This is a genomic window from Klebsiella sp. 141203 (assembly GCF_032601985.1).
GTDB classification, from domain to species: domain Bacteria; phylum Pseudomonadota; class Gammaproteobacteria; order Enterobacterales; family Enterobacteriaceae; genus Klebsiella; species Klebsiella aerogenes.
Genome location: NZ_JAQIRL010000002.1, coordinates 618,246 through 644,771, shown reverse-complemented (window position 1 = coordinate 644,771; position 26,526 = coordinate 618,246). Strand labels below are relative to the sequence as shown.

Sequence of the window (26,526 nt, the reverse complement as noted above, 5' to 3'; positions counted from 1 at the left end):
ATTTCATTTACGCTTCATACATTCATCAATTAAATATTCCAAACATCGCACCAGCTAAAATAAGCCACTCACGGGCTTAAGGAAATATGCCTGTAAAATATACTGTGTTATCTTGACCGGATTAATATGATATTACTCACGGGATAAAACATGGATGTATTCTTCGGGAAAACGCGTTTTTCCAATTATTTTATGGCCATGGCGCAAGCTGAAACTAACGGATTAATGAATACCGCGCTGGCGGTTTCTGCTTATCACCTTCATGATCCCCTAACCCGAGTCAGGTTTCAGGACAGCGTTAAAAGATTTGCCCTTTCACAGATTAACATTATCCGTCATAGCAGTGATGATAAGCAGTGCCAGCAGTGCATTCAGGCAATCAGGCAAGAGCGGGAAAATCTGCTTATTCAGGACAGAATGTTGCGAACCGGTGAAGCCATGCTCACTGCCTCCGCGCGGTTCTACCGGGAAAACGAAAAAGTCATCGGCTACATCATCGACGGAATCGGTGTTGTTCTTGGCGGTATGCAGGTTATCGGAGGTTTTGGAATAACGGCTAGCTCATTAATGACAGGAAACGTTATTGGCGTTATTGCTGGTGCAACATTGATGTTTCATGGCTTTGGCACAATGGCTGAAAAGTTAGATGGTGTTAATTTTGCAGAAAAATATTATGAAGATGCATCTCAATTTTTAGGGTTTAGTAGAGAGTTGGGAAAGCTTTCATATCAGGTAGTCGATCTTTCAACCTCTTTTTATGGCCTTGCCAAACTTACCTTAAAACCAGAAGCGTGGCGCTTGTTTTATTTCACTGGCCCAGATTTTTACCGAAAAGTAACAGCCATGAGTAAGCCAGCCATGGTGTTAAAAGGGATATCCTCAACGGTAAAAGGGATACAGATAGGTAACACGATGTATGAAGTTAAAGATAAATGACTATCTTATTTTTAGATACAATTTGTATGCTTTGAGCGCCATTGGAAACGGAGTTAGTTTGTAAACTACCGAGAAACCGAATAATAAAATGAAAAAATAGGCAAAATGATTAATTGACTCATAATTATAACACCAATGAATGAGCACTATAAAAACAATAAAAAAACCTAAGACTCCAGCCCAAAGTCTTTTGCGAAGTTCATCGATTAAATCAAAATAGCTTTTGTTTTGGCTTTCTTGCCGCGCCAGGATTTCACGCAGGCGCGCAATCTCTTTTTCGGTGAAGCCATGTTCACGAAGATCATCTTCTGTTAGCTGCTTTCCCACGCCCGGCTCCTCCATGCTGGTTATATATTTTTCCAATATTTCCGACTGAAGATACCCATTGTGTTGCTCAGCCAAATGCTCAGATGTAATGCCACTGCCGGGGTTACCACAGTCCGTGGAATATTGCCCCTGAAGTTGCCAGGGGTCAAGCGCGCGTTCATACCCTACAACGGTTTCACGCCCGAACCGCCAGAATGCTGTCAGTTTAAAGGAAAAACGTCACGCTAGCGCCCCGCCTTCATCCTCCCAACGGCAGACCATATGGTACAGCTCCCGCTCGTCGTATTCATCGTGGAATCTATTCACAACAACCTCCAGACGATTGTTAGACACGATCTAAGTTTAGTTGTTGGTAAGGAGGGGGTATATCAAGAAGAGTAAAAGCGGCGATTACTCGCTATCCTGTCGCCAGGTTTCATGAAACATCGCTATCGCAACAAAAGCTAAAACGACAAAAAATACAACGGTCTGAAGCCACAGCATAACGCCTCCGCGGAGCAAAATTTGCGCAGATTATTTGCCACCGGGCCGAGAAACGATAGTGAATTGCCATCCAAATTTAAATTTTCGCCTTACACTGCTAAAACAAAGATACCCTCTCTTCTGGCTGAAGAGCCGATATTTAATAATGGTGTAAGTTGTCCTTGTTAAGCCAACGCGAAGGCCACAATCGTCGCAATCGTTCCCCAAAAGACCAATAAACCGAGAAAAATCCCTATCCATACCTTACGCCGCAATTGATGGTCTACTTTTTCGGACATCTGCTATTCCAAATTAGAATTATTTTGGCAAGACCATACAGTTTGTAGTGGTAGTAGTCAGATCGTTTGTATCGATCGATGAGCCGCTATTGATCTGTATCCCCTATCAATTGTAGTGATATTTCAGTCTCATTCATTCACCGGTTGATGGATTAAAATCAATGCAGAGGCGAGCAATTTTTGTCGTTGTCGCCGTAAATAGACAAAACCGCCAGCGTTAAGCATAGCGGTTTGCAGGAAGAAGTAGCGTCGAGATTTTATGACTAAACCGGCATATTCATGATGTCCTGATAGGCCGCCACCAGCTTATTGCGCACCTGCACACCCATCTGCAATGAAACTGAAGATTTCTGTAAATCGACCATCACATCATTCAGGCTGATGCCCGGCACGCCCAGCTCGAAGTTCTGCGCCTGTTGACGCGCAGCCTGCTGGGTATCGCTGATTTTACCCAGCGCGGCGGTGAGTTCACTGGCAAAACTGACTCCCTGCAGTACGCTATTCTGCCCGTTATTTCCCGCCTGAATCGCCATCGCCTGCATCTGTTGCAGTACGCCTTCAATACCCTGAATCGCCATCTTTTCCTCAATACTATCGTGATCGCCAGGCGCTATTTCACCCTGTACTTCTCCAATGCTGCACACCCTAACACAGCGATTTTTACTTAAAGCGGTTAATTAGCTGCAAAAAACCCGGCTTATCGGGCAATCAGAATCATCTGATAAGACGAATAATGGCCTGCCCAGAAATGGGAGCGCCGCTATTGAGAAAAGATGTGTATCAGGGAGTCTGTTTTGTCACATAACGCTATCCATACCGTTCGTCAGCACGCCAGCGCGCGTCGCCGCCTGAACGCCAGCGAAGGATACCGCCAACCATGAGTGCCTCGTTATCCGCCGGCGAAAGCCGCGACAACGGCCTGCAGGCCATCTGGAGCCGTCTGCGCGCCAATCCAAAAATACCGCTGCTGGTCGCCGCCTCCGCCGCTATCGCCATTATCGTCGCGCTGCTGCTGTGGGCGAAAAGCCCGGATTATCGCGTGCTGTACAGCAATCTGAACGATCGCGACGGCGGCGCTATCGTCACCCAGCTGACGCAGATGAACATCCCCTACCGCTTCGCCGAAAACGGCGCGGCGCTGATGATCCCGGCGGAGAAAGTGCATGAAACCCGCCTGCGCCTGGCGCAGCAGGGGCTGCCGAAGGGCGGCGCCGTTGGCTTCGAACTGCTGGATCAGGAAAAATTCGGCATCAGCCAGTTCAGCGAACAGATTAACTATCAGCGCGCTCTCGAAGGCGAACTCTCACGCACTATCGAGTCGCTGGGGCCGGTGCAGAATGCGCGTGTGCACCTGGCGCTGCCGAAACCCTCGCTGTTCGTCCGCGAGCAAAAATCCCCTTCCGCCTCTGTCACCCTGACGCTGCAGCCGGGTCGTGCGCTGGATGATGGCCAAATCAACGCTATCGTCTATATGGTATCGAGTAGCGTCGCCGGCCTGCCGGCGGGCAACGTCACCGTGGTCGATCAGGCCGGACGCCTGCTGACGCAGTCCGACGGCACCGGACGCGACCTCAACGCCTCGCAGCTGAAATATGCCAACGAAGTGGAAAACGGCTATCAGCGACGCATTGAAACCATCCTGGCGCCGGTGGTCGGCAGCGCCAACGTTCGCGCTCAGGTGACCGCACAGATCGATTTCGCCTCTCGCGAGCAGACCGACGAACAGTATCAGCCGAACCAGCAGCCCGAGAAAGCGGCGATCCGTTCGCAGCAAACCAGCAGCAACGAGCAAATCGGCGGGCCGCAGGTGGGCGGCGTCCCTGGGGCGTTATCCAACCAGCCGAGCGCGCCGGCCACCGCGCCGATTGAAACCGCTAAACCGGCGGCCAATAACGCCAACAACGCGACCAACACCCGTAGCGCCGCGGCCAACAGCGGCCCGTTAAGCACCCGACGCGACGCCACCACCAACTACGAACTCGATCGCACGATCCGCCATACCCAACAAAAAGCCGGGACGGTGGAACGTCTGTCGGTCGCCGTGGTGGTGAACTATAGCCTCAACGCCGACGGCAAAGCGCAGCCGATGAGTAAGGAACAACTGGCGCAGATTGAAGCGCTGGTGCGCGAAGCGATGGGCTACTCAAGCACCCGCGGCGATAGCCTGCAGGTGGTCAATACGCCGTTTACCGACAATCAGATGACCGGCGGCGAGCTGCCATTCTGGCAGAGCCAGGCGTTTATCGATTTGCTGCTCGAGCTGGGACGTTACCTTCTGGTGCTGCTGGTCGGCTGGGTATTGTGGCGCAAGCTGATTAAGCCACAGCTGCAGCAGCGTCAGGCCGCACAGCAAGCTGCGGTCGCCGCCGCCAGCGCGCCGGTCGCTAAAGCAAACGACAGCCATAAACCAAGCAATGAGGAGCTGGCGCTGCGTCGTAAATCGCAGCAGCGCGTCAGCGCAGAAGTCCAGAGCCAACGCATCCGCGAACTGGCGGATAAAGATCCGCGGGTCGTCGCTCTGGTAATCCGCCAATGGATGAGTAACGAACTATGAGCCTGACCGGAACCGATAAAAGCGCCATTTTACTGATGACGCTGGGGGAAGACCGCGCGGCGGAGGTGCTCAAGCACCTCTCCTCCCGCGAAGTCCAGCTTTTGAGCGGCACCATGGCCGGCATGAGCCAGGTCTCGCATAAACAGCTCGGCGAGATCCTGTCTGAATTTGAAGACGATGCCGAACAGTTCGCCGCCCTGAGCGTCAACGCCAGCGACTACCTGCGATCGGTGCTGGTGAAAGCGCTGGGCGAAGAGCGCGCCGCCAGCCTGCTGGAGGATATCCTCGAATCCCGTGAAACCACCTCCGGGATGGAAACACTCAACTTTATGGAGCCGCAGAGCGCCGCCGATCTGATCCGCGATGAACACCCGCAGATCATCGCCACCATCCTGGTACACCTCAAGCGCGGCCAGGCGGCGGATATTCTGGCGCAGTTCGATGAGCGCCTGCGCAACGACGTGATGCTGCGTATCGCCACCTTCGGCGGCGTACAACCAGCGGCGCTGGCGGAGTTGACCGAAGTGCTCAACAACCTGCTCGACGGCCAGAACCTCAAGCGCAGCAAAATGGGCGGAGTGCGTACCGCCGCCGAGATTATCAACCTGATGAAAACCCAGCAGGAAGAAGCCGTTATCGACGCGATGCGCGAATACGATGGCGAGCTGGCGCAGAAGATCATCGACGAGATGTTCCTGTTCGAAAACCTGGTGGAGGTCGACGATCGCAGTATCCAGCGCCTGCTGCAGGACGTGGACAGCGAATCGCTGCTGATTGCCCTGAAGGGCGCCGAGCAGCCGCTGCGCGAGAAGTTCCTCAAAAACATGTCCCAGCGCGCGGCCGATATTCTGCGCGACGATCTCGCCAACCGCGGGCCGGTGCGCATGTCGCAGGTGGAAAACGAACAGAAAGCGATTCTGCTGGTGGTAAGACGGCTGGCGGAGAGCGGCGAAATGATCATTGGCGGCGGCGAGGACACCTATGTCTGATCGCATTAATTCCATGCCCTGGCAGCCCTGGTCGCTCAACGACCTTGGCGACGCGGCGCCAGCTTTCGAACCGCCGCTACCGACGTTGGATAACGAAGCCTTGCAGCCTGACGCTCAGGCGGAACTGCAGCAGCAGCTTGCCGCCCTGCGCCTACAGGCCGAGCAGCAAGGTCAGCAATCCGGCTATGCCGATGGCCAGCAAAAAGGCTATGAAGCCGGATTTCAGCAGGGGCTTGAGGAGGGGCGCCAGCAGGGGCTGCTGGAAGCACAGCAGCAGCAACAGCCGCTGACCGACCACTGGCAGCAGCTGGTGAGCGAGTTTCAGCACACCCTTGACGCGCTCGATTCGGTCATCGCCTCACGCCTGATGCAGCTGGCGCTGACCGCCGCGAAACAGGTGCTTGGCCAGCCTCCGGTCTGCGACGGCACCGCCCTGCTGACGCAAATTCAACAGTTGATCCAGCAAGAGCCTATGTTCAACGGCAAGCCGCAGCTGCGCGTACACCCGCAAGATTATGAGCGCGTTGAGCAGCAGTTAGGCACCACTCTCAGCCTGCACGGCTGGCGGCTGCTGGCGGACGGCGATCTACACCCCGGCGGCTGTAAGGTCAGCGCCGAAGAGGGCGATCTCGACGCCAGTCTCGCCACCCGCTGGCATGAATTGTGTCGCCTCGCTGCGCCGGGAGCGCTGTGATGACCGCCCGTCTCGGCCGCTGGCTGAATTCGCTTGAAGCGCTGGAACAGCGTATCGCCCGAACGCCGACCGTGCGACGCTACGGTCGGCTGACCCGCGCCACCGGCCTGGTGCTGGAAGCCACCGGCCTGCAGCTGCCGCTCGGCGCGACCTGCCTTATCGAACGCGACGGCGGCGACGGTGTGCAGGAAGTGGAGAGCGAAGTGGTCGGCTTTAACGATCAGCGGCTGTATCTGATGCCGCTGGAAGAGGTCGAAGGGATTGTGCCGGGAGCGCGGGTTTACGCCCGCAGTGCGGCGGACGGCCAGCACGCCGGTAAACAACTGCCATTGGGCCCGGCGCTGCTGGGACGCGTGCTCGACGGCGGCGCCAGGCCGCTTGACGGCCTGCCCGCGCCGGAAACCGGCTATCGCGCGCCGCTGATTACCGCGCCGTTTAACCCGCTGCAGCGTACCCCTATCGAGCAGGTGCTGGACGTCGGCGTGCGCACCATCAACGGCCTGCTGACCGTTGGACGCGGCCAACGTATGGGACTGTTCGCCGGCTCCGGCGTCGGTAAAAGCGTACTGCTGGGCATGATGGCCCGCTACACCCAGGCCGACGTTATCGTCGTCGGCCTGATCGGCGAACGCGGCCGGGAAGTCAAAGACTTTATCGAGAATATTCTTGGCGCCGAAGGCCGCGCGCGTTCGGTGGTGATCGCCGCCCCGGCAGATGTATCGCCGCTGCTGCGCATGCAGGGCGCCGCTTACGCCACCCGCATTGCCGAAGATTTTCGCGATCGCGGCCAGCACGTGCTGCTGATCATGGATTCGCTCACCCGTTATGCGATGGCGCAGCGCGAAATCGCGCTGGCGATCGGCGAACCGCCGGCTACCAAAGGCTATCCGCCCTCGGTATTCGCCAAACTGCCGGCGCTGGTTGAACGCGCGGGCAACGGTATCAGCGGCGGCGGTTCGATCACCGCCTTCTATACCGTACTCACCGAAGGGGACGATCAGCAGGATCCGATCGCCGATTCGGCACGCGCGATCCTCGATGGTCACGTGGTGCTGTCCCGACGTCTGGCGGAGGCCGGTCACTACCCGGCCATCGATATTGAAGCCTCGATCAGCCGCGCGATGACGTCGCTTATCGATGACGAACATTATCGCCGGGTACGCACCTTTAAACAGATGCTGGCCAGCTTCCAGCGCAACCGCGATTTGATAAGCGTCGGCGCCTATGCCGCCGGTAGCGACCCGCTGCTGGATAAAGCCATTACCCTGTATCCGCAAATGGAGACCTACCTGCAGCAGGGAATTTTCGAGCGCTGCGGTTATGACGAAGCCTGCCAGCAGCTACAGCAGTTGATTGTATAACGCCATCGGAGACGCCACGCGATGAAAGCACAGTCCCCTTTGATTACCCTGCGCAATCTGGCCCAGGAGGCCGTTGAACAGGCGGCGCAGCGCCTGGGTCAGGCGCGTCAGGCGCAACAGGCCGCCGAGCAACAGCTGACGATGCTGCTTAACTATCAGGACGAGTACCGGCAGAAGCTCAACAGCACCCTTTCCGGCGGCATGGAAAGCTCCCGCTGGCAGAACTACCAGCAGTTTATCGCCACCCTCGAACAGGCCATCGAACAACAGCGCCAGCAGCTGCTGCAGTGGGGGCAAAAGGTGGATCACGCCGTGAAGCAGTGGCAGGACCATCAGCAGCGGCTGAACGCCTACGATACCCTGCACACGCGCGCGCAAAACGCCGAGCTGCAGTTGGAAAACAAACGTAATCAAAAATTGATGGATGAGTTCGCGCAACGCAGTACACAAAGGAATACCGCTTCATGAATCTCAATGCTTTGCCCGCCCTTAGCCTGCACGGCGACGCTAGCGCCCTGCCGGATCTGGCGCTCGATGACGTTCAGCTGTCGTCGGCCTTCGCGCAACTGCTTGGCGCGCGCTTCACGCCCGCGCCAAGCGGCACGCTGCCGCCCGCTGCGCTGAGCGTCGACGATGAAAGCGCCCCGCCGCTAAGCCGTAACCAGCTTAACCAACTGCTGGCCGCGCTCGGCGAACGCGGCGCGCTGCTGGTCAATGCGCAACCGGCATCGGCGGAAAACGCCGTCGACGCGACAGTGAAAAAAGAGGATGCCGACCCGGATACGCCGCCGCTCAGCGAGGCGAAAACCGTAGATCCGGCGACGCTGCAGGCGCTGTACGCCATGCTGCCGGCGACAATCGTCGCTCAGCCGCCGCAGACCGCGCTACCGCAGGATCAACAACCTGCGCTTACCGGCGATAAAGCCGCGCTCCGTATCGGCAACGCGACTACTCAGGATATCGGGAATCTGCCGCCAGGCGAGCCGGCGGCGAAATTGCAGCCGGGCACGGATCCCCTTAGCGGACAAAATCTGCCTTCCCCTGTCGCGCAGGCCGCGACCACGCCGCAGCACGATATGGCCGAACGCCCGGCGGAGAATACTCCAGCGCAGCCAGCCGCCGTCGCTTTCGCCGCCGCCAGCCCCAGCCAAAGCGCCACGCCCGCCAATGCGCTGGTGACCGCGCCGCCGACACCGCAGCTTAATGCCCAGCTCGGCAGCCCGGAATGGCAGCAGGCGCTGAGCCAGCAGGTGCTGATGTTCCATCGCAACGGCCAGCAGAGCGCCGAACTGCGCCTGCATCCGCAGGAGCTGGGCGCGCTGCAGATCACCCTACAGCTCGACGATAAACAGGCGCAACTGCATATCGCTTCCGCACACGGTCAGGTACGCGCGGCGGTCGAGGCGGCGATGCCGCAGCTACGTCACGCGCTGGCGGAAAGCGGAATCAACCTCGGTCAGAGCAGCGTTGGCGGCGAGGCAACGCCGCAATGGCAGCAGCAAAACGGTAATGGTGAAGGCCGCGCCAGCTACGCTGAACGCCATGGCGGCGGCAGCGATGCCGCGCCGATTGAGCCAGTCAGCGCCCCGGCAGCCCTGCAGCGAATGGCCAACCAGCTCAACGGCGTCGATATTTTCGCCTGAGGACGCTAAACGGCCAATCTGGCCCCCATTTGCCCGTTTATTCCGGCTATTGCCTCGCGCATTAGCCGCGATAATACCTTTATATGTCATACGTGCGGCGCCGCCGCGCGTGATGCCCGTCAGCAACGCGGCGGGCGGAACAACAGGAATTTGATTTGGCTATGTCTCAAAACTCCCTTCCGGCAACCGCGCCCAAACGCCCCTTACTGATCATCCTGCTGACGATCGTCGCCGTGGCCGCCTGCGCAGCCGCAGGCTACAGCTGGTGGCTGCTGCAACAGCGCGACAGCGGCGCGCAAACCGCCATCGAAAAGGAAAAACCGCCCGCGCCGCCGGTATTTATGCCGCTCGATACCTTCACCGTCAATCTGGTGACCCCGGACAACGATCCGGACCGCGTACTGTATATCGGCCTGACGCTGCGCCTGCCGGATGAGGCAACCCGCCGTCAGCTTAATGATTTTCTGCCGGAGGTGCGCAGCCGCCTGCTGATGCTGCTCTCGCGTCAGGAGGCCGGTCATCTGGCCAATGAACAAGGCAAGCAGCAGCTGGTCGCGCAGATCAAAGAGACGCTGAGCGCGCCGCTGGTTAAGGGACAACCGAAGCAGGTGGTCAGCGATGTGCTGTTCACCGCCTTCATACTGCGGTAATCACCATGGGCGATAGCATTCTTTCACAGGCAGAGATCGACGCCTTGCTCAACGGCGACAACACGGGCGACGAGCCCGAGACGGTTGTCGGCGGTAAAGAGAGCGAGGTTAAGCCTTACGATCCGAATACCCAGCGCCGCGTGGTGCGTGAACGCCTGCAGGCGCTGGAAATTATCAACGAACGTTTTGCCCGGCAGTTCCGCATGGGATTGTTCAACCTGCTGCGCCGCAGTCCGGACATCACCGTCGGGCCGATTAAAATTCAGCCGTACCACGAGTTTGCCCGCAACCTGCCGGTGCCGACCAATCTTAATCTGGTACACCTGAACCCGCTGCGCGGCACGGCGCTGTTCGTCTTCGCGCCGAGCCTGGTATTTATCGCCGTCGATAACCTGTTCGGCGGCGACGGGCGTTTTCCGACCAAGGTCGAAGGCCGCGAATTCACGCCCACCGAACAGCGGGTCATCAAACGCATGCTGCGCCTGGCGCTGGACGCCTACGGCGACGCGTGGAGCGCAATCTATAAGATTGACGTCGAATACGTGCGTGCGGAAATGCAGGTCAAATTCACCAACATCACCACCTCGCCGAACGATATCGTGGTGACCACGCCGTTCCAGGTGGAGATTGGCGCGCTAAGCGGCGAATTCAATATCTGTATTCCTTTCGCCATGATTGAACCGCTGCGTGAACTGCTGACCAATCCGCCGCTGGAGAATTCCCGCCAGGAAGATAGCCAATGGCGCGAAACGTTGGTCAAGCAGGTGCAGCACTCTGAGCTGGAGCTGATTGCCAACTTCGTCGATATCCCGATGCGCTTATCGAAAATACTTAAGCTGCAGCCTGGCGACGTTTTACCGATAGATAAACCGGATCGCATTATCGCCCATGTCGACGGCGTGCCGGTGCTGACCAGCCAATATGGCACCTTAAACGGGCAGTACGCCCTTCGTGTTGAACACTTGATTAACCCTATTTTGAATGCTCTGAGTGAGGAACAGCCCAATGAGTGATCCTAAGCAACCGTCTGGCGCAGGAAAGGAATCCGTAGACGATCTGTGGGCTGATGCGCTTAATGAACAGCAGTCGTCTGAAAAATCCAGCGCCACCACCGATGGGGTGTTCAAATCGCTGGAGGCCCAGGATGCGCTCGGCAGCCTGCAGGATATCGATCTGATCCTCGATATTCCGGTGAAGCTGACCGTTGAACTGGGGCGCACCAAAATGACTATCAAAGAGCTGCTGCGCCTGTCGCAGGGATCGGTTGTCGCGCTGGATGGCCTGGCGGGCGAACCGCTGGATATCCTGATCAACGGCTATCTGATAGCCCAGGGCGAAGTGGTAGTGGTGGCCGATAAATTCGGCGTGCGTATTACCGATATCATTACCCCGTCCGAACGTATGCGTCGGTTGAGCCGCTAATGACCGCCCCCGTTACCGTGCAGGCCAGCCAACCGGTTACCGAACCGGCAATATCCGGCGGCTCGGCGCTCATGCAGGTGAGTAGCGCGCTCGGCGCGATTCTGCTCCTGATCCTGCTGGCCGGTTGGCTGTTCCGCCGCCTCGGCTTTGCGCCGCAGGCGCGCGACAGCCGGCTGCTTAACCTGCGCGCCAGCTGCCAGGTTGGCCAGCGCGAACGCGTGGTGGTAGTGGAAGTCGATAATACCCTGCTGGTGCTGGGCGTTACCGCCCAGCAGATCACCCCGCTTCATCAATTTCCGGCCCCGCCGCGCGATGAAGATACCGCAGGGGCAAGGCCTGCGAACGACTTCCGCCAGCTGATGCAAAACGTCCTCAACCGCCCGGAAAAATAGCCATGTTCCCTACTTTGTTCGCTTGCCTTCGCCGTCGGGCGCCGTGGCTCGCCGCCGCGTTACTGCTGCTGAGTCCTGCCGCCTTCGCACAGCTTCCGGGGCTTATCAGTCAGCCGCTGGCCAACGGCGGCCAGAGCTGGTCGCTGCCGGTGCAGACGCTGGTGCTGCTGACCTCGCTGACCTTCCTACCGGCGATGCTGCTGATGATGACCAGTTTTACCCGCATCATCATCGTACTGGGCCTGCTGCGCAATGCGCTGGGTACCCCCTCCGCGCCGCCGAACCAGGTAATGCTCGGGCTGGCGCTGTTCCTGACCTTCTTTATCATGTCGCCGGTGTTCGACAAGGTCTATGAGAACGCCTACCTGCCCTTTAGTCAGGATAAAATTGGTCTCGACGCAGCGCTGGATAAAGGCGCGCAGCCGCTACGCGAATTTATGCTGCGCCAGACCCGCGAAAGCGATCTGGCACTGTACGCTCGTCTGGCCAACCAGCCGCCGCTGGCCGGGCCGGAGGCGGTACCGATGCGTATTCTGCTGCCCGCCTACGTCACCAGCGAACTGCAAACCGCTTTCCAGATTGGTTTTACGGTGTTTATTCCGTTCCTGATTATCGATTTAGTGGTCGCCAGCGTGCTGATGGCGCTGGGGATGATGATGGTGCCGCCGGCGACGATCTCGCTGCCGTTTAAGCTAATGCTTTTTGTGCTGGTGGATGGCTGGCAGCTGCTGCTGGGCTCGCTGGCGCAGAGCTTCTATTCCTGAACCGCCGGAGAACAATCATGACGCCAGAATCCGTGATGGCCATTGGCACCGAAGCGATGAAGGTCGCCCTGGCGCTGGCCGCCCCGCTGCTGCTGGCGGCGCTAATCAGCGGGCTGGTGGTCAGCCTGCTGCAGGCCGCCACCCAGATTAACGAGATGACCCTGTCGTTCATCCCCAAAATTCTCGCGGTAGTGGCGACGATTATTATCGCCGGGCCGTGGATGCTGAACCTGCTGCTGGACTATATGCGCACGTTATTCAGCAACCTGCCTAATATTATTGGCTAGCCGTGATCCCCTTTGACAGCGCCCAGCTTAGCGAATGGCTCAGCCAGTATTTCTGGCCGCTGCTGCGTATTCTGGCCCTCATCAGCACCGCGCCGGTGCTGAGTGAAAAGCAGATAAGCAAAAAGGTGAAAATCGGCCTCGGCGGCCTGATTGCGATACTGATCGCCCCAACGCTGCCCGTCAACGCGATCCCCATTATCTCTGCTGCCGGTTTATGGCTGGCGATTCAGCAGATCCTGATCGGCGCGGCGCTGGGGTTGACGATGCAGCTGGCTTTCGCCGCGGTACGGCTCGCCGGCGAAGTCATCGGCATGCAGATGGGGCTATCGTTCGCCACCTTCTTCGACCCCAGCGGCGGCCCCAATATGCCGGTGCTAGCGCGGCTGCTGAACCTGCTGGCAATGCTGCTGTTTTTAAGCTTTGACGGCCACCTGTGGCTTATCTCGCTGCTGGCCGACAGCTTCCATACCCTGCCGATCCAGAGCCAGCCGCTAAACGGCAACGGTTTCCTGGCGCTCGCCCAACTGGGTTCGTTAATCTTTATCAACGGCATGATGCTGGCGTTACCGCTGATTTGTCTGTTGCTCACGCTCAATATCGCTTTGGGTCTGCTCAACCGCATGACGCCGCAGCTATCGGTATTCGTGATCGGTTTCCCGGTGACCATGACCTTTGGCATTATGACCCTCGGCATGATGATGCCGATGCTGGCCCCCTTCTGCGAACACCTGTTTGGCGAGATGTTCGATCGCCTGGCGGCCGTTATCGGCGGTATGACGTTTTAACCCTGCCGTTATTTCCCTCTTTTTCGCCGGACAAAATGGCAATAAAAAACGTTTACTGGGATAAAAGCCTGGAAAAACGTTTTTATTGCTACTAAGGTCCGAATGTTCATAGCGGCTTGAATTAAAAAATAGCCACCCTACAATAAAGCCTGAATTTAATTGTTAGTGAATTTTATTTTTTAGAAAATTAAAACCTTGGGAAACGCAGAATATTTTTATGCGTGGGTTTAGTGCATCTTTAATAAAATAAGGAGCGACATCATGATTAAGGCGAAAGGTAACCGTATAGCGCGGCGTGTATTAGGCCTGCCCCACTGGGAAAGTAACCGATTTAAAATCGTGCTGGCCGACACCGCCGCTGGCGGAAAATGGAAAGTGGTGAAGAAAAAGAAATAATCCTGACTGGCAATTGATCTTTGCGCAACATAATTCCAAATTGCACAGTGCCGTAGCCCCGGTAAGCGCTCGCGCCACCGGGGATTTTGAGGCCACCCACACCGGCAGTTTCAGCCAGCATGGTGAATAAATTAAAGGCAGTCCGCACTGTTATCAGTGTGCAACTTTTTTAATGGTTTTTCCCGGACGCGGCGCGTTGCGCCTTCTCCGGGCTACCAAATCGCAAAGCGCAGTAGCCCCGGTAAGCGGCAGCACCAGCGGGGGATTTTGAGATCACCAGCACCAGTAGTTCCGTAGGTCGGGTAAGGCGTTAGCCGCCACCCGACAAAAAAGTACCGCGGGTAGATGCTGTGAATATTTTCCGCCCTACGTAACTCAAACTTATTCAATGACGATTAATACGCTAAGCTTTTCATTACGGAAAGAATGCGCTCTTCTCCGCGAAGCCCTATTGCATTTATCAATGCTCTATCAATTTTATCGCTGACAAGAAAATAAAGCATTTCCATATTATTGTTGTAGAGTGCCAAATATAACTGAGGCGATATATCTCTGAGTTTTCTTGCAGAAATCGCTGCCGTCTGAACCTTTCCATAAAGAGATGCGGCTGTCACTACCACAAAACTGGATCGGTTAAGTTGCATCATGACATCATTTTTGAAATTAAATGAGTTAACAATGATGATAGATAAAGCATTTGCAATTGCGCCCCTTGTTAGCAATCCACTTCGATAACTTGATAGACCTTTTGCAAGACTGATATCAAGATATTTTATCTCACTCACTTTTAAATATTTAAGTTCTTCCTCAATATACATTCTCATCATATCTGCAATGATATTTTTTCTTTTATATATCTCGTAAATACATTTTATGAAACGGATATCCTCTTCTGATAATTCCGAGCATATGGACTTATACTCATCCAAAAGACATGTACTGTACCATGTAGCCCTCTCTAAACCAGATCGAACATCTTCCAGGACACTGATACTATTCTGTTGAACACCTCTTACAGCACGGTAGAGTGCTATAGCAGCATCCCTGTCGGTTTCCATTCTAAATTTGACCATCGAAGATATAGACATTGCCTGAATTCCCTTTTCATGATAAAAACACGAAATGTAATTAGCACCATATCATGAGGAATGAATTATGAAGAAATGGATTTTTATTATTTTTTCTTTCATCCTATCATTTATCATCTTGGTTACCCTGATGTTTGAATTAGCGTTTCGTCTATTAAAGGCTGATGAAGTTATCAACTTTATGGAAAAATCAGTTTTTATCAATTCATTTAATTCATGGTTTATCTTTTTGGTTATATTATCATTCATAGGTGCTATTATTATCAGCAGCGTGGTATCTTTAAAGGTTAAAAAGGTGATGTAATGTCCTGTTTATCTTCTTTTTTTAAAGAAATACTTAACGACCTTAAAGTTTATGTTATTATCATTTCTCTTTTTACATTTTATTATTTTGCAATTCCAGAATTTTGGTTTCTATGCAGTATATTTACAATAATCATTTATGGTGTTATTAAAATAGTTATAGCCTCAAGGAAAAGTAATAAAGGTGCTATTAAATGATGATCTTACTTTTGGTCGCATTCACTGGCAGCCTGCTCAGAATAATAACTTACCGCATCTTACCCTGACTTATAAATAAAATCACACAGCACGACGCAACGCCCGAATTCCTTTTCCAGTCTGACGTCGCAGCAGCGCAAGCAGCGTTGACACCTCCGAATAACCCACGTCAGCGGTAATCGACTCTATATCTTTCCCCTCGGCAAGCAGCTGCTTTATTCGTTCGACCCGCAATTGCTGAAAAAAAGCCAACGGTGATTTACCCAGCGCGGCTTCCATTCTGCGCTGTAAGGTGCGCGGATGCACGTTAAGCGCGCCGGCAGCCGCCTGCAGGGAAAATCCCTGCGCCAGATGCGCCCGCGACCAGTGCTCAAAGCGGTTTATCAGGGCATCGGCATGCTGAGGATAACCCGCCGGCGAGCGGGAAACCTGAGGATGGCGGCTATCCCCCGCCATCGCTGTTGTCAACAAATCCGCAAGCGGCGGGCTACTCTGGCGAATCAGCCACAGCGCCAGCTCCACATGACCCATCATAGCGCCGGGAAGGATTGGCGGCGCCGCATTGAGCCATGACGTTGTGGCGGCCTGTTCATTGAGCAAACGGCGATCAGCCAGGATGAAGGTATTTAAACAGGCCGCGGCAATTTTAACGCCGTTCTTCGCCATGTTTTGCAAAAACCGCTTAGCGTCAGCAATATCGTGCCAGCCATCCGGTGGCGATTGTCGTGCGTGAACGTTGAGCGCCGGTACCACAATCCAGTCAGGAGAATCCAAACCCGATGCCTGATGGGCAGGAATACTCAGTCCATGGGCTGATTTAACCTGCCCGGCCACGGCAATCATCTGTACCTCGAAGCGAGAAATATTCATGCTCTGGCGTCGCGCCATATCATTAGCCGCAGCGAACGTATCCAGCAACGTCGCTAAGCCGGTATCGAACACGCCATCCAGAGTCAGAATATTTATCTTCATGTCGTTAATGGTATTAAAATTGTCATTTTTGCATATGGTTCTATTTTAACCTTAGCCATAGACTTTCCTCTATCGTTATTAATCACCAGAGCCTATTGCCATGAAAAATAACCCCGAACTGATTATCCTTACGTTAATTTGCCTGCTAACGGTTATGATGTGGATCCCCTATATTATTGCCAGAGCCACGCGTGCTAACGCCGCGTCCGCAGCGGGGAGTGCTCATTCGCTATCAACCGGTCCAGCGCCCTGGGTGCAGCGTGCGCAAAAGGCGCATGCCAACGCGGTAGAAAACCTGGTTATTTTTGCCCCACTGGTGGTGGTCGCCGCGTTGCTTAACGTCAATAACGCCATAACGTTAATTGCGGCTTCAATATTTTTGCTCGCGCGCATCGTCCATTATATTGCGTATACCGCCGGGATCCCCGTTATCCGGACTCTCGCCTTTCAGAGCGGTTTTGTCGCGACGGTTACTATTGCGATAGTTATTTTAAGTTCGGTTTTTTGAGGTTAAAAACTCCCGGCATCCGCTGCCAATGCCAGGCTTTGTAGCGCCGTCTTCAGCCATTTGGTTGCTCCTCGCTGCCCGCCGCGTTTATGGGAATAGATCTTCACGGTGAACGGGCTTATGGTGAACGGCAAAGGAAAAATCGCGATCGGGGCGGCATGAAGGAACTTCTCTGCGGCATAACGAGGAATCGCCATTAACAGATCGCTTTGCGCCACAATAAACGGCGCGCTGAGCATTGAGGGAGTTTTGAGCGCTATTTGCCGCGTATAGCCTAATTCCTGCAAACGTAAATCCAACACCCCCTGCTTTTCGTTCCACGGCGTGACCACCAGATGCCGCGCGGCGAGATAATCCGCCAGCGTCAGCGCCGTGCGACGGGTATTGCTAATAACCACATACTCATCCTCAAACCAGTCAATTTCGTCCAGTTCATGATGCCGGATATCTTCAGCGGTGCTGAAGCCCAGCGCCAGATCCACCTCCCCCGCCAGCAGCTCCGTCAGTGCCGGGCTATGTGGCAAATAACGGAGCTCAAAACGCAGGCCCGGCGCTTCATGCTGCAGCTTTTGCATCAGCGCAGGGAAAATGCATAACGCGGTGAAATCGGTAATGGCTATCTGGATCCGCTCTGTGCTGTCGGCGGCACTAAATTCCGGCTGTCGCGTGAGTTCCTGATTAAGTAATTTCAATACTGAAGCGATGGAGGGCGCGAGCTGAGTGGCATAGACGCTCGGGCACATCCGATGCCCTTCGCGAAAAAACAACGGATCGTTCAGAGCCACGCGCAGCCGTGACAGCGCGTGACTCAACGCGGAGGTACTCATCGCCAGCTCATCGGCGGCGAGACGAACGGAACTGTGGCGATAGATGGCATCAAAAACGAGCAACAGATTGAGATCGAGGCGTCTGAGCGCCGGATGCATAATATTCATCATTGGGTGATTTCATTGCACTTAATTCTTCTGACAATACCCCCTATGCTTAGCGTCATCAATATCGTTAACGTGTGAAAACGACAGGAAAAATGATGAGTATTACGATTAGACAGGCCCGTGCGGATGACGCTTCTGCCATCTACAACATGATTTATGAGCTGGCGGTGTATGAAAAAGCTCCACAGGAAGTGGTTACCACCCCCGAAGAGATCCGCGAAACCCTGTTTGGCGACGACAGTAAGACCGAAGCGCTGATCTGCGAAATTGACGGTAAAACGGCGGGCTATGCCGTGTTCTTCACCAGCTATTCAACCTGGCTCGGACGCAACGGTATTTATATGGAAGATTTGTATATCTCACCGGATTATCGCGGCCAGGGCGCGGGTCGAGCGCTGCTAAAAACCATTGCCCGGTATGCGGTTGCGCGCCGCTGCGGACGCCTTGAGTGGAGCGTGCTGGACTGGAACCAGCCGGCCATTGATTTTTACCTCAGTATTGGCGCCGCGGCGCAAAGCGAATGGGTCCGCTATCGCCTCGATGGCGAAGCGCTGTTGAAATTTGCAGAGTAAAGCCGTATTTCCCCATCAGGGGCTTACGTTTGCAAGATGATGTGTCTGGAGTGCTCGAACCAGATGGCGGCATGGCTGAGCTACGTAGATCGCAGTGGGGACTTTACTCTGCCTGGAGATATCAAACCAAAGCCATGACGGTTAACTGCCGACATAATTAGTATCCCGGAAGAATTCTATCAGCGCATGGTTCGTTTTGCCGGGATACTTACAATACCATGTACAACAGGCGTTACCGTACCTTCGCATAGATCGCTTTTCTCCCCTCTCCTGCGGCTAAAAAGAACATTTCCTCCACGGGAAGTTAGTAACCCATTGTTACTATGCTGTTTTAGCCCTCTCGCCTCACAAAAACAGATCACACATTTGACGGATGGATACTACTGACGCATACACAAATACCTGTGCTATTCAGTGAGCGGGTTATTTTCCGCGTTCAGGGCAATAATAAAATAAGGAATCAATTAAGATGATGATATCCCGGAGATCGCTTATCGGCAGCGCCATTGCCAGCAGCGCGCTAATGGCCGTAGCGAGTGGACGTGCGTTTGCGCAAAATGCGCCAGCGCAGGCGGCCGACAATAAGCCGAAGCTGCCTGCGTCAGCGTCGCCGATTTTGCTAAAGAACATCGTTATTGGAACGGCAAGCGCGCCAACGGATGTCCTGATTGCCGAAGGCAAAATAGCCCGTACGGGCCACGCCTTATCCGCCGCGAATGCGCAATCGATAGATTGCACGGGTTGTCTGCTGTTACCCTCTTTCATTGATACCCACGTCCACCTCGACAAAACGCGCTTCGGCGCGCCGGAGCGTCTACACCATATCGCCACCGCCAGCGTAGCGGAACGAGCGGCCAACGAACGCAAACTGCGCGTAGAGCTTAAACATGACCCCTACCTTTATGGCTCCAACCTTGTACGGCAGATGGCGGCAATGGGAACGACGCATCTGCGTAGCCATATCGACATCGACCCGCTAACTAAGCTGTCCGATGTTGAAGCGCTGATGCGCATTCGTGAGGATTTTAAGGGCTACATGAGCATGGAGTTCGTCGCTTTTCCGCAATCCGGGATTATTAAATCGCCAGGCGTTGCGGATTACATGGCTCAGGCGCTGGATATGGGCGTGGAATACATCGGCGGCCTCGACCCGCAGGGTTTTGATAACAACCGCAAAGGCCACCTTGATGTCCTCTTTGCCCTGGCGGAAAAGACCGGTAAGCCGATCGATATTCATTTGCACGAGCCGGGTCAGATGGGGCTGGCTTCCATCAAAGAGATTATTGTTCGCGGCAAGGCGCTGGGGATGAAGGATAAAATCACTCTCTCGCACGCGTTTTCACTCGGACAAATATCCGAAAGCGAACTGAACGCCGTTCTGGCCGACATGGCTGACTTAGGCGTCCGCGTTATCGGCACGGCTCCGGGCAATGTCGCATTCCCGCCTATCGAACCACTATTAGATGCCGGAATTCTCTACGCTGCGGCGAACGACAATATTCAGGATATGTGGTCCCCCTGGGGAGATGGCGATCAGCTACAACGTGCGAAAACGTTCGCCTACAGCGCCAATTACCGTGCAGATGCGCCGCTGATGCGCCCCTTCGAGATGATAACGCGTATTCCGGCCCAGCATATTAATCTGCCGAACCACGGGCTGGAACATCTGAAGGAAGGTAACGCCGCCAACCTGGTGGTGCTGGAAGCCAGCGACGTGCCGGCAGCGGTGTTATACACGCCGCCGCGCAAGCTGGTATTGAAAGACGGAATTATTATTGGTCGTGACGGTAAGAGCGCGATACCGCAGAAAATCTGAGTTCAGGGGACAATCTGCTGCGGGCCGATCGCATTTTCTGGCGGCCCGCAGCGGATCACCCCGGCATGAGATTGAACGGTTAGCAATAATCGGGTAGCATCCGCTCTTTCGGATAAAGAAAATGTCTGTTACCGATTCACTTCTCGCTTTTTCCCTTGCTGCGCTTTTGCTTACCCTGACTCCCGGCCTGGACACGGCACTCATTTTGCGCACCGCCTGTGCTGAAGGTGGTAAAAAAGCATTTCAGGCGGCGCTGGGCATTGATACTGGTTGTTTCATCTGGGGAGCGATTGTTGCACTGGGCCTCGGCGCCCTGCTGGCGGTTTCAACGTTGGCTTACACACTTCTGAAAATCGGCGGAGCCGCCTATCTGAGCTGGCTTGGCATACAGCTTCTGATGCGGCCTCGTTCGTCTTTCAACCACGATAATGGCAGCGTAGCTTCACACAACAACTGGTTTATCAGAGGGATGCTTGGGAATGTGCTTAACCCCAAAATGGGCATATTCTATATCTCGTTTTTGCCTCAGTTTATTCCTGCCGGGCACTCCCCTTTACTATGGACATTTATCCTGGTCAGCATTCACGTCACGATTGGCACTCTCTGGTCAGTGACGCTTATCTTATCCACGCATTTTGCTTCAACCATCCTGAAAAAAAGCAGCGTTGTTAGCATCATGGACAGAGCAACCGGCGGTTTATTTTTATGTTTTGCGGTGAAACTGGCTATCAGTTCGAGATAATCCTGGCCGATAAATGATGCCCATCTCTGGCATCGCTCGGGAGAGATGCTTTACGCGAGAAACGGAAGCTGGAACTGCCGAAGCCATGCCTATTCACCCGTCCTCTTAGCGCAGACTCCTGCGCTTAACATCAGGCTGGAAAATTTCCCATGATATGAGCTTGATGGTTCAGGGTTTCTTTTATGTTATCGACTCTGACCTTCCTGATATCTGAACTGCGCGAAGATCCATAACGTAAAATCACCTGCTTTAAGTGACTGAATCACGCCAAATACCGATAAGGTCAAGAAGTGAGTAGCGCAGGGTCGTCCATTCACACTCTGAAACCATTTATGAACATCATATTGCAGAGGATTTAATGGTTGTACATGCATATTTAAGAGCAGGGGTAACAGCAAGGGACCACTTAACTCATACCAGATTTACCTAACAAAGGAGAGCAATTGAATCACATGCAGCACATTATCCTTATAAAAATAGACAAATAGTTTATTAGATCGAATATTAGATTATTCCGAGATTAACATCTTATTTGTGCAATATGAAATCCTGCAACCATCAGAGCCGACAAATGCACTCTGCATCAACTAGTTATGTATATACACCACACAATTCAATGCTTTTTAGCCCCCTTGAAATTCAACGGCTTAAATAAGCAATGCTTTCTAACTCTAAATACTAAACGAGTTGTATAAAAAAGTAATGAACCTAAACTTTTGCATTAGGCGATTCAATGGATAGATGATTACCAATCAAGGTAAAGACACTTGCTGTTAAATGCGAGTCATCTGCTGTATTAAAAAAACCGCTGTTGATATTAATCAATGGTGCAGGCATGCGTCTTAATAAATATGGTACATCTCTTAGATCAGCATTCCTATAACAGTCATAACGAGAGAGGTTTTTCATTTAAGTATTTTTAATCAAAAAAACATGTAACGTCTACCGTGGATGTTTCAACTCTGCTTTATGATAAAAACAACCACAACACATCTATAAACTAATAAATTTAAAATGAAGAGGTTTAAATGAGAATATCTAATATTCTGTATGTTATAGCTGGCATTATCTTCATTATGTCAACAACGACTTACGCAAGCGAAAAAGTACCGAAAGGTGCGTTAGTTGTTCGTTACGGCGCCGCAAATATGGATGAGAATTATGAAAATCAGGATGGATACCCTGATAATTTGCAAAATGTTTCGGCTCTTTGCTCCCGAAAAGACTCTGGCGCGAACCAGGGTTTAGTAAATGAGTTAATAGGCTCGGATAAGACCCGAAAGAGCATCTGGAAAAAAGCAGGAGCGACTAAAGCCTCAACTTTAATAAATAAAAATGCCAAAATTGAATCAGACCCGCTACCAAAGAATCCGAATCATTGTTTAATCAGTAACATTAGCTTAGCGAATATCAAAGGGACATGGGTTATTTATGTTAACCCCCCAGAGTTAAGTGTTCATGGACAATAACTCGCGGTCTTAAAAGAACTGCATTTGTTGGTATAGAACAAATGATGGGTAGATATATGCCACGGGTTATCATGATTGGACTCTAATGTGTATCTACTATCAATTCAAAAAAAAATACACTTCACTAATTACGGAGGGGATATGCATTACTGAAAGATGTAATATGCTTATAAACATATATAATTAATGTAATTATTTTTAATTCGAGTGTTTCATTTTCAGCATAAGCGAAGGCTCAAACTATATGGCTAGTAATTTAACAAATAACTTGCCATGTAAGGTTATATCATCATCTACATCTAACCTAAATCAAATGTTTTCATGTTGATTTCATTTGATGTTTAGGAAAAACAATATTATAGGAGTTTGCTATGTTCAATGAAAATGCAGTACAGTCGGCACATGAATATTTCAGAAAAATTTATGATTTAAAAGATGCTGAGCTTCTTTCAGAGGATCTTCCGCTTGTTCAAGGGCTTTCTAAGGAGGGCGCTGTTCAATATCAAACATATCAATTTAATGATGCTCCAGAAGCCTTGAAGGAACAGGTCAAAGTAGGCCGTTTATTAATGGAACGCTTCGTAGGTGTAGCCAGTGCAGCTGTTAATAAAAAGGCACCCAGCAGCACCGACAAGTATAATTTCGAGCAATGGCAAGAAGTCACTAAGCATCTTACTAATGCGTTTTTCACAGATCCTGTTTCAGGTGACAGAAGTTTAAATACGTCAGTACAAGGTATTGAGATTGCAAAAAGTGTAATTAACTTTGCATGTAACGTTATAGCAGGCGATGTTACAGCCTTCGCAAATTTCCTGAAGGGATTTGGTGACGGCCTCAGTGCACAAATGAGTAAAACGCAAGCTGCCTATAATTATTTATATGCATATTCTACTCATGATTTATTCAAAGATCAAAGCGGTAACGTATTTTACAAACCTAGCTTTCTTGTATATGGAACTTACTTTAGCCAGGAGCAAAAGAAAATATCTACATCCTGTGCTTCATATAATGAAGTCAACCTTAACTTTGGTGTAAACACAATCGGCGGGACATTTAAAATTGAAGAATACATGAGCAATGATAAGTTTAAGGCAGCAGTTGATGATTTTCTGGATAAATATGAAGGAAAATCAATTAAAGATACAGATTCATACTTTGACGGAATATTTAATAACTCATCCCCTTCTGCATCTTATCAATACAAAAAGTCAGAATAAGCCTATTTACCCAATCAAGGTAGATGATCGACTTATTTAAAAGACTATAAGAGAGTAGGCATTATTTGCCTACTCTTGTTTTTACAAAAAGCACATCTCCGGCGTGTAAAAAGAGTCTGCTGCGATACGCCTGCTATACCAGCATTCGCTGACGGTAAAACGTGTACCAGCGAATACCTATCAAAGTAATGGGCACCGTGAAAGTACGCTCGCCGTCAGACACAGCCCAATGCCATAGGCCAGGTGCGCGAGCAGGCTCAGCGAACGCGCCAGCCACGGTCGGGGAAGCCGTGACGCCGCGATGCCAAAACCAAATGCGGGCTGCAGGATCAAGAACGGCGCCAATAAGGTTACGACCCCTGACAGCAGCGCTGTCGCCAGAGTGGGGGCATAAAACCAATCGGCGCCGCTCAACACAAGCGGCACCGCCGCAAAAGCGATACCGATCATATAATGGCATAACCAGCCGATAAAACGCTCTCCGTGTAGCGGAGGGGTTGCGGTGATGGTGTTATGTCGCACTGTCCCCCGCGCAAGCCATAACGCCCAGCGACCGACCAGCGCATAGTTCAACGGCGCAATCTTGAGTATATGCTTCTGAAAGAGCGACCATAAATCCATGACTAACGTCGCGCCGATCCCCGTTACTAAAATTTGCACAACAACCATGATATTCAATTTCTTCTTCCTTTTTATGCGTCAATGCTACTCTGTCGAAGAGTGTGCAACTTAAAGCGAGGTTCAAGTCAATCATGAAAGAACTGGATATCAGCGAGGTCTCGGCGCTTTCCGGCATCACGCCTTCAGCGCTGCGGTTTTATGAAAAGAAAGGCTTAATCAAGCCGATCGGTCGCCATGGTCTGCGAAGGCAGTACCATGAAAATGTGTTGAGTAAGCTGGAACTGATCGTGCTGGGACAGGCCGCCGGTTTTTCGCTTGCGGAGATAGCCGAGATAGTTAACGCTGACGGCAAGATAGCGATTGATCACCAACGCCTTGAGCAGCGCGCGAAGGAGATTGATAACACCATTCGCCGATTACAGCTGTTAAGTCAGGGGCTAAAACACGCTGCCCGCTGTACTGCGCCGGAACATATGCAATGCCCTGAATTTAAAAAAATTGTGGCAAAGGGCATTAGATTGTTTAAATAAACACTCCAGCACTATGGCTTGATGGATGAGAATTAGCGCATTGAGGCGCAAACCATTATCGCCACGCCTTGTTCTGGAGTACCACCCTGTAGCCATCTGGATCAACGAACGTTTGGCCATTGATATCCCAATAAGGGTTAAAAGAATTCGTCAAATTAAAGCCTGCTTCGCGCATTCTGGCGCAAGCATCTAACCACCCTTTCTTATCCGGGTAATACAGCACGAGTAGATCCTCCTCCGTCTGCAAGGGTTGTACTGGATGATATTGGCACCAGGTGAATTCTATATGCCAGCCCAATCCCTCTCGCCCTAACATTATTCCATTAAAACCATCGTGATCGTTAAATTCAGCAATTTTGTGTAAGCCCAATCCTTGACAGTACATCAAACAGGACCTTGCAAGATCGGTGACGGGTTTGGCGATACGCATATGAGTAAACATCCGGAATTCTCCTTGAGAGGATATGGTGTGAAGGTTGGGATCCGGTTTGAGTTTACACGCTATGAGGTGGTGAATTTGTCGCTGAGAGCCCCCCACTTCCGCCTGATAAAAAAAGGGCACCTCACCCCGCGTACACAGAGAGAACGGGATGACGTGCCAAGGTGCTAAATGAAAAAGTGGTTATTCGTGATTAGCGATTCATCTGAAACAGCGACATGCCCTGCATATCGCTGAAAGTTTTATAAGATGCCTGCAGCGCCGCCTGCTGCATAAAATAAGAAGAGATAGATTCCGCAAGGTCAGCATCGGTCAGGGCGCTCATCTGCAGCTGGTTGGTCATATCACGCTCTTTACCGATGCTATCGAGCTGATCCATTTCCTGCAGCTGGTTGCCCAGCTCGGCGCGCACGCTCAATACCTTGTTGTAGGAGTTATCGAGGCCGCGATTAGCCTTCGCCAGCGCATCGTTCACCTGCTGTTTGGTGGCGTCATCGGCCCCCTGCAGCGGCGTTTTCAACGCTTCCAGCGCAATATCGATACTGGCGAACACATCGGCGACCGGCGCGCTGCCGTCCGGCTCCGGCTTCGGATTGCTGGTCAGCGCCATAAATACCGAATTACCGGTATGGCCGATGGTCATCGTACGGTTGGCGTCAACCTTCTGTTCCACGGTTTTATTGCCGCCCTGATAGCTAATCTTGCCGTTAGTATCGACAAACGGCGGCTTGTCATTCTCATAGCCGCCAAACAGGTAGCGTCCGTTGCCGTCGGTACTGTTGGCCTGGTTCAGCAGTTGATCCTTCAGCCCCTGTAGCTGGGTCGCCAGCGAATCGCGGTCGTTATCGCTCTCGGTGCCGCCGGCATTAACGATCAGCGCCTTGATATCAGAAATCGTCGAGGTGGCTCCGGAAAGCACGGTCTCTTCCATCGATACGCTCTGGCGGGCGAAAGTGCGCGCCAGGGTGTACTGATTGTTCTCGGCCTGCGATTGCGACAGCATCACCGCGCGCGATGCCGCCAGCGGATCGTCGGAGGGATTAATCACCTTCTTGCCGGTTGAAAGCTGCTCGGCGGCCTTCATAAACAGCGACTGATTGCCGGTGATGCCGGTCATGTTCTGTTGGTACATCATGCTGGTGCTCATGCGCATGC

32 protein-coding genes are annotated in these 26,526 nt (G+C 52.7%); 23 read left to right on the top strand and 9 right to left on the bottom strand.

The window, feature by feature from the left end; all coding sequences use genetic code 11:
- Positions 1-150: 150 nt before the first annotated feature.
- A complete protein-coding gene (locus PGR29_RS10735; protein WP_316424508.1) occupies positions 151-936 on the top strand; it encodes a DUF4225 domain-containing protein in 786 nt (261 codons plus the stop codon).
- On the opposite strand, the gene PGR29_RS10730 is transcribed toward PGR29_RS10735, so the two are convergent.
- The 3 genes from PGR29_RS10730 to fliE all read right to left on the bottom strand — a co-directional run bounded on the left by PGR29_RS10730 (position 937) and on the right by fliE (position 2,602).
- The gene (locus PGR29_RS10730; RefSeq protein WP_289576837.1) at positions 937-1,263 is read right to left on the bottom strand and encodes a hypothetical protein; all 327 of its coding nucleotides are present in this window, start codon (positions 1,261-1,263) and stop codon (positions 937-939) included.
- 647 nt (positions 1,264-1,910) lie between these two features.
- The gene (locus PGR29_RS24925) at positions 1,911-2,024 is read right to left on the bottom strand and encodes a YmiA family putative membrane protein (RefSeq protein WP_410477028.1); all 114 of its coding nucleotides are present in this window, start codon (positions 2,022-2,024) and stop codon (positions 1,911-1,913) included.
- 263 nt (positions 2,025-2,287) lie between these two features.
- Entirely contained in the window at positions 2,288-2,602 is a 315-nt protein-coding gene (fliE, locus tag PGR29_RS10725; RefSeq protein ID WP_316424507.1) for a flagellar hook-basal body complex protein FliE, read from the bottom strand.
- 299 nt (positions 2,603-2,901) lie between these two features.
- Here fliE and fliF point away from each other — a divergent pair, with 299 nt between their 5' ends.
- The 14 genes from fliF (at position 2,902) to sra (ending at position 13,961) form a co-directional block, all read left to right on the top strand.
- On the top strand, positions 2,902-4,578 hold the full coding sequence (gene fliF / locus PGR29_RS10720) for a flagellar basal-body MS-ring/collar protein FliF (RefSeq protein WP_271032310.1): 1,677 nt from the start codon (positions 2,902-2,904) through the stop codon (positions 4,576-4,578).
- Positions 4,575-5,567, top strand: a complete 993-nt coding sequence (fliG, locus tag PGR29_RS10715) for a flagellar motor switch protein FliG (RefSeq protein WP_087858080.1) — start codon at positions 4,575-4,577, stop codon at positions 5,565-5,567. The genes fliF and fliG overlap by 4 nt, the downstream gene beginning before the upstream one ends.
- A complete protein-coding gene (gene fliH / locus PGR29_RS10710; RefSeq protein ID WP_047065439.1) occupies positions 5,560-6,261 on the top strand; it encodes a flagellar assembly protein FliH in 702 nt (233 codons plus the stop codon). The genes fliG and fliH overlap by 8 nt, the downstream gene beginning before the upstream one ends.
- A complete protein-coding gene (gene fliI, locus PGR29_RS10705) occupies positions 6,261-7,622 on the top strand; it encodes a flagellar protein export ATPase FliI (RefSeq protein WP_213317037.1) in 1,362 nt (453 codons plus the stop codon). The genes fliH and fliI overlap by 1 nt, the downstream gene beginning before the upstream one ends.
- Positions 7,623-7,643: 21 nt before the next feature.
- A complete protein-coding gene (gene fliJ, locus PGR29_RS10700; protein ID WP_015367295.1) occupies positions 7,644-8,090 on the top strand; it encodes a flagellar export protein FliJ in 447 nt (148 codons plus the stop codon).
- Positions 8,087-9,265, top strand: coding sequence for a flagellar hook-length control protein FliK (locus PGR29_RS10695; protein WP_316424506.1), 1,179 nt, complete (start codon positions 8,087-8,089; stop codon positions 9,263-9,265). The genes fliJ and PGR29_RS10695 overlap by 4 nt, the downstream gene beginning before the upstream one ends.
- 161 nt (positions 9,266-9,426) lie before the next feature.
- Positions 9,427-9,915: a flagellar basal body-associated protein FliL gene (fliL, locus tag PGR29_RS10690; RefSeq protein WP_308958852.1), complete on the top strand. Its 489-nt coding sequence runs from the start codon at positions 9,427-9,429 to the stop codon at positions 9,913-9,915.
- Positions 9,916-9,920: 5 nt separating this feature from the next.
- Entirely contained in the window at positions 9,921-10,928 is a 1,008-nt protein-coding gene (gene fliM, locus PGR29_RS10685) for a flagellar motor switch protein FliM (protein WP_015367298.1), read from the top strand.
- Complete coding sequence (gene fliN, locus PGR29_RS10680) at positions 10,921-11,337, top strand: flagellar motor switch protein FliN (RefSeq protein WP_015367299.1); 417 nt, start codon at positions 10,921-10,923, stop codon at positions 11,335-11,337. Before fliM ends, fliN begins: the two co-directional genes overlap by 8 nt.
- Entirely contained in the window at positions 11,337-11,729 is a 393-nt protein-coding gene (gene fliO / locus PGR29_RS10675) for a flagellar biosynthetic protein FliO (protein ID WP_047076268.1), read from the top strand. Before fliN ends, fliO begins: the two co-directional genes overlap by 1 nt.
- 2 nt (positions 11,730-11,731) lie before the next feature.
- On the top strand, positions 11,732-12,493 hold the full coding sequence (fliP, locus tag PGR29_RS10670) for a flagellar type III secretion system pore protein FliP (protein ID WP_316424505.1): 762 nt from the start codon (positions 11,732-11,734) through the stop codon (positions 12,491-12,493).
- Positions 12,494-12,510: 17 nt separating this feature from the next.
- Positions 12,511-12,780, top strand: a complete 270-nt coding sequence (gene fliQ / locus PGR29_RS10665) for a flagellar biosynthesis protein FliQ (protein WP_015367302.1) — start codon at positions 12,511-12,513, stop codon at positions 12,778-12,780.
- A gap of 2 nt (positions 12,781-12,782) precedes the next feature.
- Positions 12,783-13,565 (top strand): flagellar biosynthetic protein FliR, encoded by a 783-nt coding sequence (fliR, locus tag PGR29_RS10660; protein WP_045397375.1) that lies wholly within the window; start codon positions 12,783-12,785, stop codon positions 13,563-13,565.
- Positions 13,566-13,826: 261 nt separating this feature from the next.
- Complete coding sequence (sra, locus tag PGR29_RS10655) at positions 13,827-13,961, top strand: stationary-phase-induced ribosome-associated protein (RefSeq protein WP_072251507.1); 135 nt, start codon at positions 13,827-13,829, stop codon at positions 13,959-13,961.
- Between the two features lie 395 nt (positions 13,962-14,356).
- Here the strand turns inward: sra and PGR29_RS10650 are convergent, their stop codons facing one another.
- Positions 14,357-15,049, bottom strand: a complete 693-nt coding sequence (locus PGR29_RS10650; protein WP_316424504.1) for a hypothetical protein — start codon at positions 15,047-15,049, stop codon at positions 14,357-14,359.
- A gap of 67 nt (positions 15,050-15,116) precedes the next feature.
- On the opposite strand from PGR29_RS10650, the gene PGR29_RS10645 reads away from it, so the two are divergent.
- Entirely contained in the window at positions 15,117-15,353 is a 237-nt protein-coding gene (locus tag PGR29_RS10645) for a hypothetical protein (RefSeq protein WP_316424503.1), read from the top strand.
- Positions 15,354-15,631: 278 nt separating this feature from the next.
- On the opposite strand, the gene PGR29_RS10640 is transcribed toward PGR29_RS10645, so the two are convergent.
- Positions 15,632-16,522 carry a helix-turn-helix domain-containing protein gene (locus PGR29_RS10640; protein ID WP_316424502.1) on the bottom strand — a complete coding sequence of 297 codons (891 nt, stop codon included), beginning with the start codon at positions 16,520-16,522 and terminating at the stop codon, positions 15,632-15,634.
- Positions 16,523-16,622: 100 nt separating this feature from the next.
- On the opposite strand from PGR29_RS10640, the gene PGR29_RS10635 reads away from it, so the two are divergent.
- The gene (locus PGR29_RS10635; protein ID WP_316424501.1) at positions 16,623-17,030 is read left to right on the top strand and encodes an MAPEG family protein; all 408 of its coding nucleotides are present in this window, start codon (positions 16,623-16,625) and stop codon (positions 17,028-17,030) included.
- A gap of 2 nt (positions 17,031-17,032) precedes the next feature.
- On the opposite strand, the gene PGR29_RS10630 is transcribed toward PGR29_RS10635, so the two are convergent.
- On the bottom strand, positions 17,033-17,968 hold the full coding sequence (locus PGR29_RS10630; RefSeq protein ID WP_087858092.1) for a LysR family transcriptional regulator: 936 nt from the start codon (positions 17,966-17,968) through the stop codon (positions 17,033-17,035).
- A gap of 92 nt (positions 17,969-18,060) precedes the next feature.
- Here PGR29_RS10630 and PGR29_RS10625 point away from each other — a divergent pair, with 92 nt between their 5' ends.
- From PGR29_RS10625 to PGR29_RS10605, 5 genes are all read left to right on the top strand, one after another.
- A complete protein-coding gene (locus tag PGR29_RS10625) occupies positions 18,061-18,537 on the top strand; it encodes a GNAT family N-acetyltransferase (RefSeq protein ID WP_087858093.1) in 477 nt (158 codons plus the stop codon).
- 469 nt (positions 18,538-19,006) lie between these two features.
- Complete coding sequence (locus PGR29_RS10620; RefSeq protein ID WP_316424500.1) at positions 19,007-20,353, top strand: amidohydrolase; 1,347 nt, start codon at positions 19,007-19,009, stop codon at positions 20,351-20,353.
- A gap of 121 nt (positions 20,354-20,474) precedes the next feature.
- Positions 20,475-21,095 (top strand): LysE family translocator, encoded by a 621-nt coding sequence (locus PGR29_RS10615; RefSeq protein WP_316424499.1) that lies wholly within the window; start codon positions 20,475-20,477, stop codon positions 21,093-21,095.
- Between the two features lie 1,028 nt (positions 21,096-22,123).
- Positions 22,124-22,564, top strand: coding sequence for a hypothetical protein (locus PGR29_RS10610; RefSeq protein ID WP_316424498.1), 441 nt, complete (start codon positions 22,124-22,126; stop codon positions 22,562-22,564).
- A 371-nt stretch (positions 22,565-22,935) separates the two neighbouring features.
- Positions 22,936-23,781, top strand: a complete 846-nt coding sequence (locus PGR29_RS10605; protein WP_316424497.1) for a hypothetical protein — start codon at positions 22,936-22,938, stop codon at positions 23,779-23,781.
- A 180-nt stretch (positions 23,782-23,961) separates the two neighbouring features.
- Here PGR29_RS10605 and PGR29_RS10600 read toward each other — a convergent pair whose 3' ends face one another.
- The gene (locus PGR29_RS10600; RefSeq protein WP_316424496.1) at positions 23,962-24,459 is read right to left on the bottom strand and encodes a DUF2938 domain-containing protein; all 498 of its coding nucleotides are present in this window, start codon (positions 24,457-24,459) and stop codon (positions 23,962-23,964) included.
- Between the two features lie 74 nt (positions 24,460-24,533).
- On the opposite strand from PGR29_RS10600, the gene PGR29_RS10595 reads away from it, so the two are divergent.
- Complete coding sequence (locus tag PGR29_RS10595) at positions 24,534-24,932, top strand: helix-turn-helix domain-containing protein (protein ID WP_410477031.1); 399 nt, start codon at positions 24,534-24,536, stop codon at positions 24,930-24,932.
- Between the two features lie 55 nt (positions 24,933-24,987).
- On the opposite strand, the gene PGR29_RS10590 is transcribed toward PGR29_RS10595, so the two are convergent.
- Both PGR29_RS10590 and flgL read right to left on the bottom strand, forming a co-directional pair.
- Positions 24,988-25,374 (bottom strand): VOC family protein, encoded by a 387-nt coding sequence (locus PGR29_RS10590; RefSeq protein ID WP_087858100.1) that lies wholly within the window; start codon positions 25,372-25,374, stop codon positions 24,988-24,990.
- A 190-nt stretch (positions 25,375-25,564) separates the two neighbouring features.
- Complete coding sequence (flgL, locus tag PGR29_RS10585; protein ID WP_015704938.1) at positions 25,565-26,524, bottom strand: flagellar hook-associated protein FlgL; 960 nt, start codon at positions 26,522-26,524, stop codon at positions 25,565-25,567.
- Between the last annotated feature and the right edge of the window lie 2 nt (positions 26,525-26,526).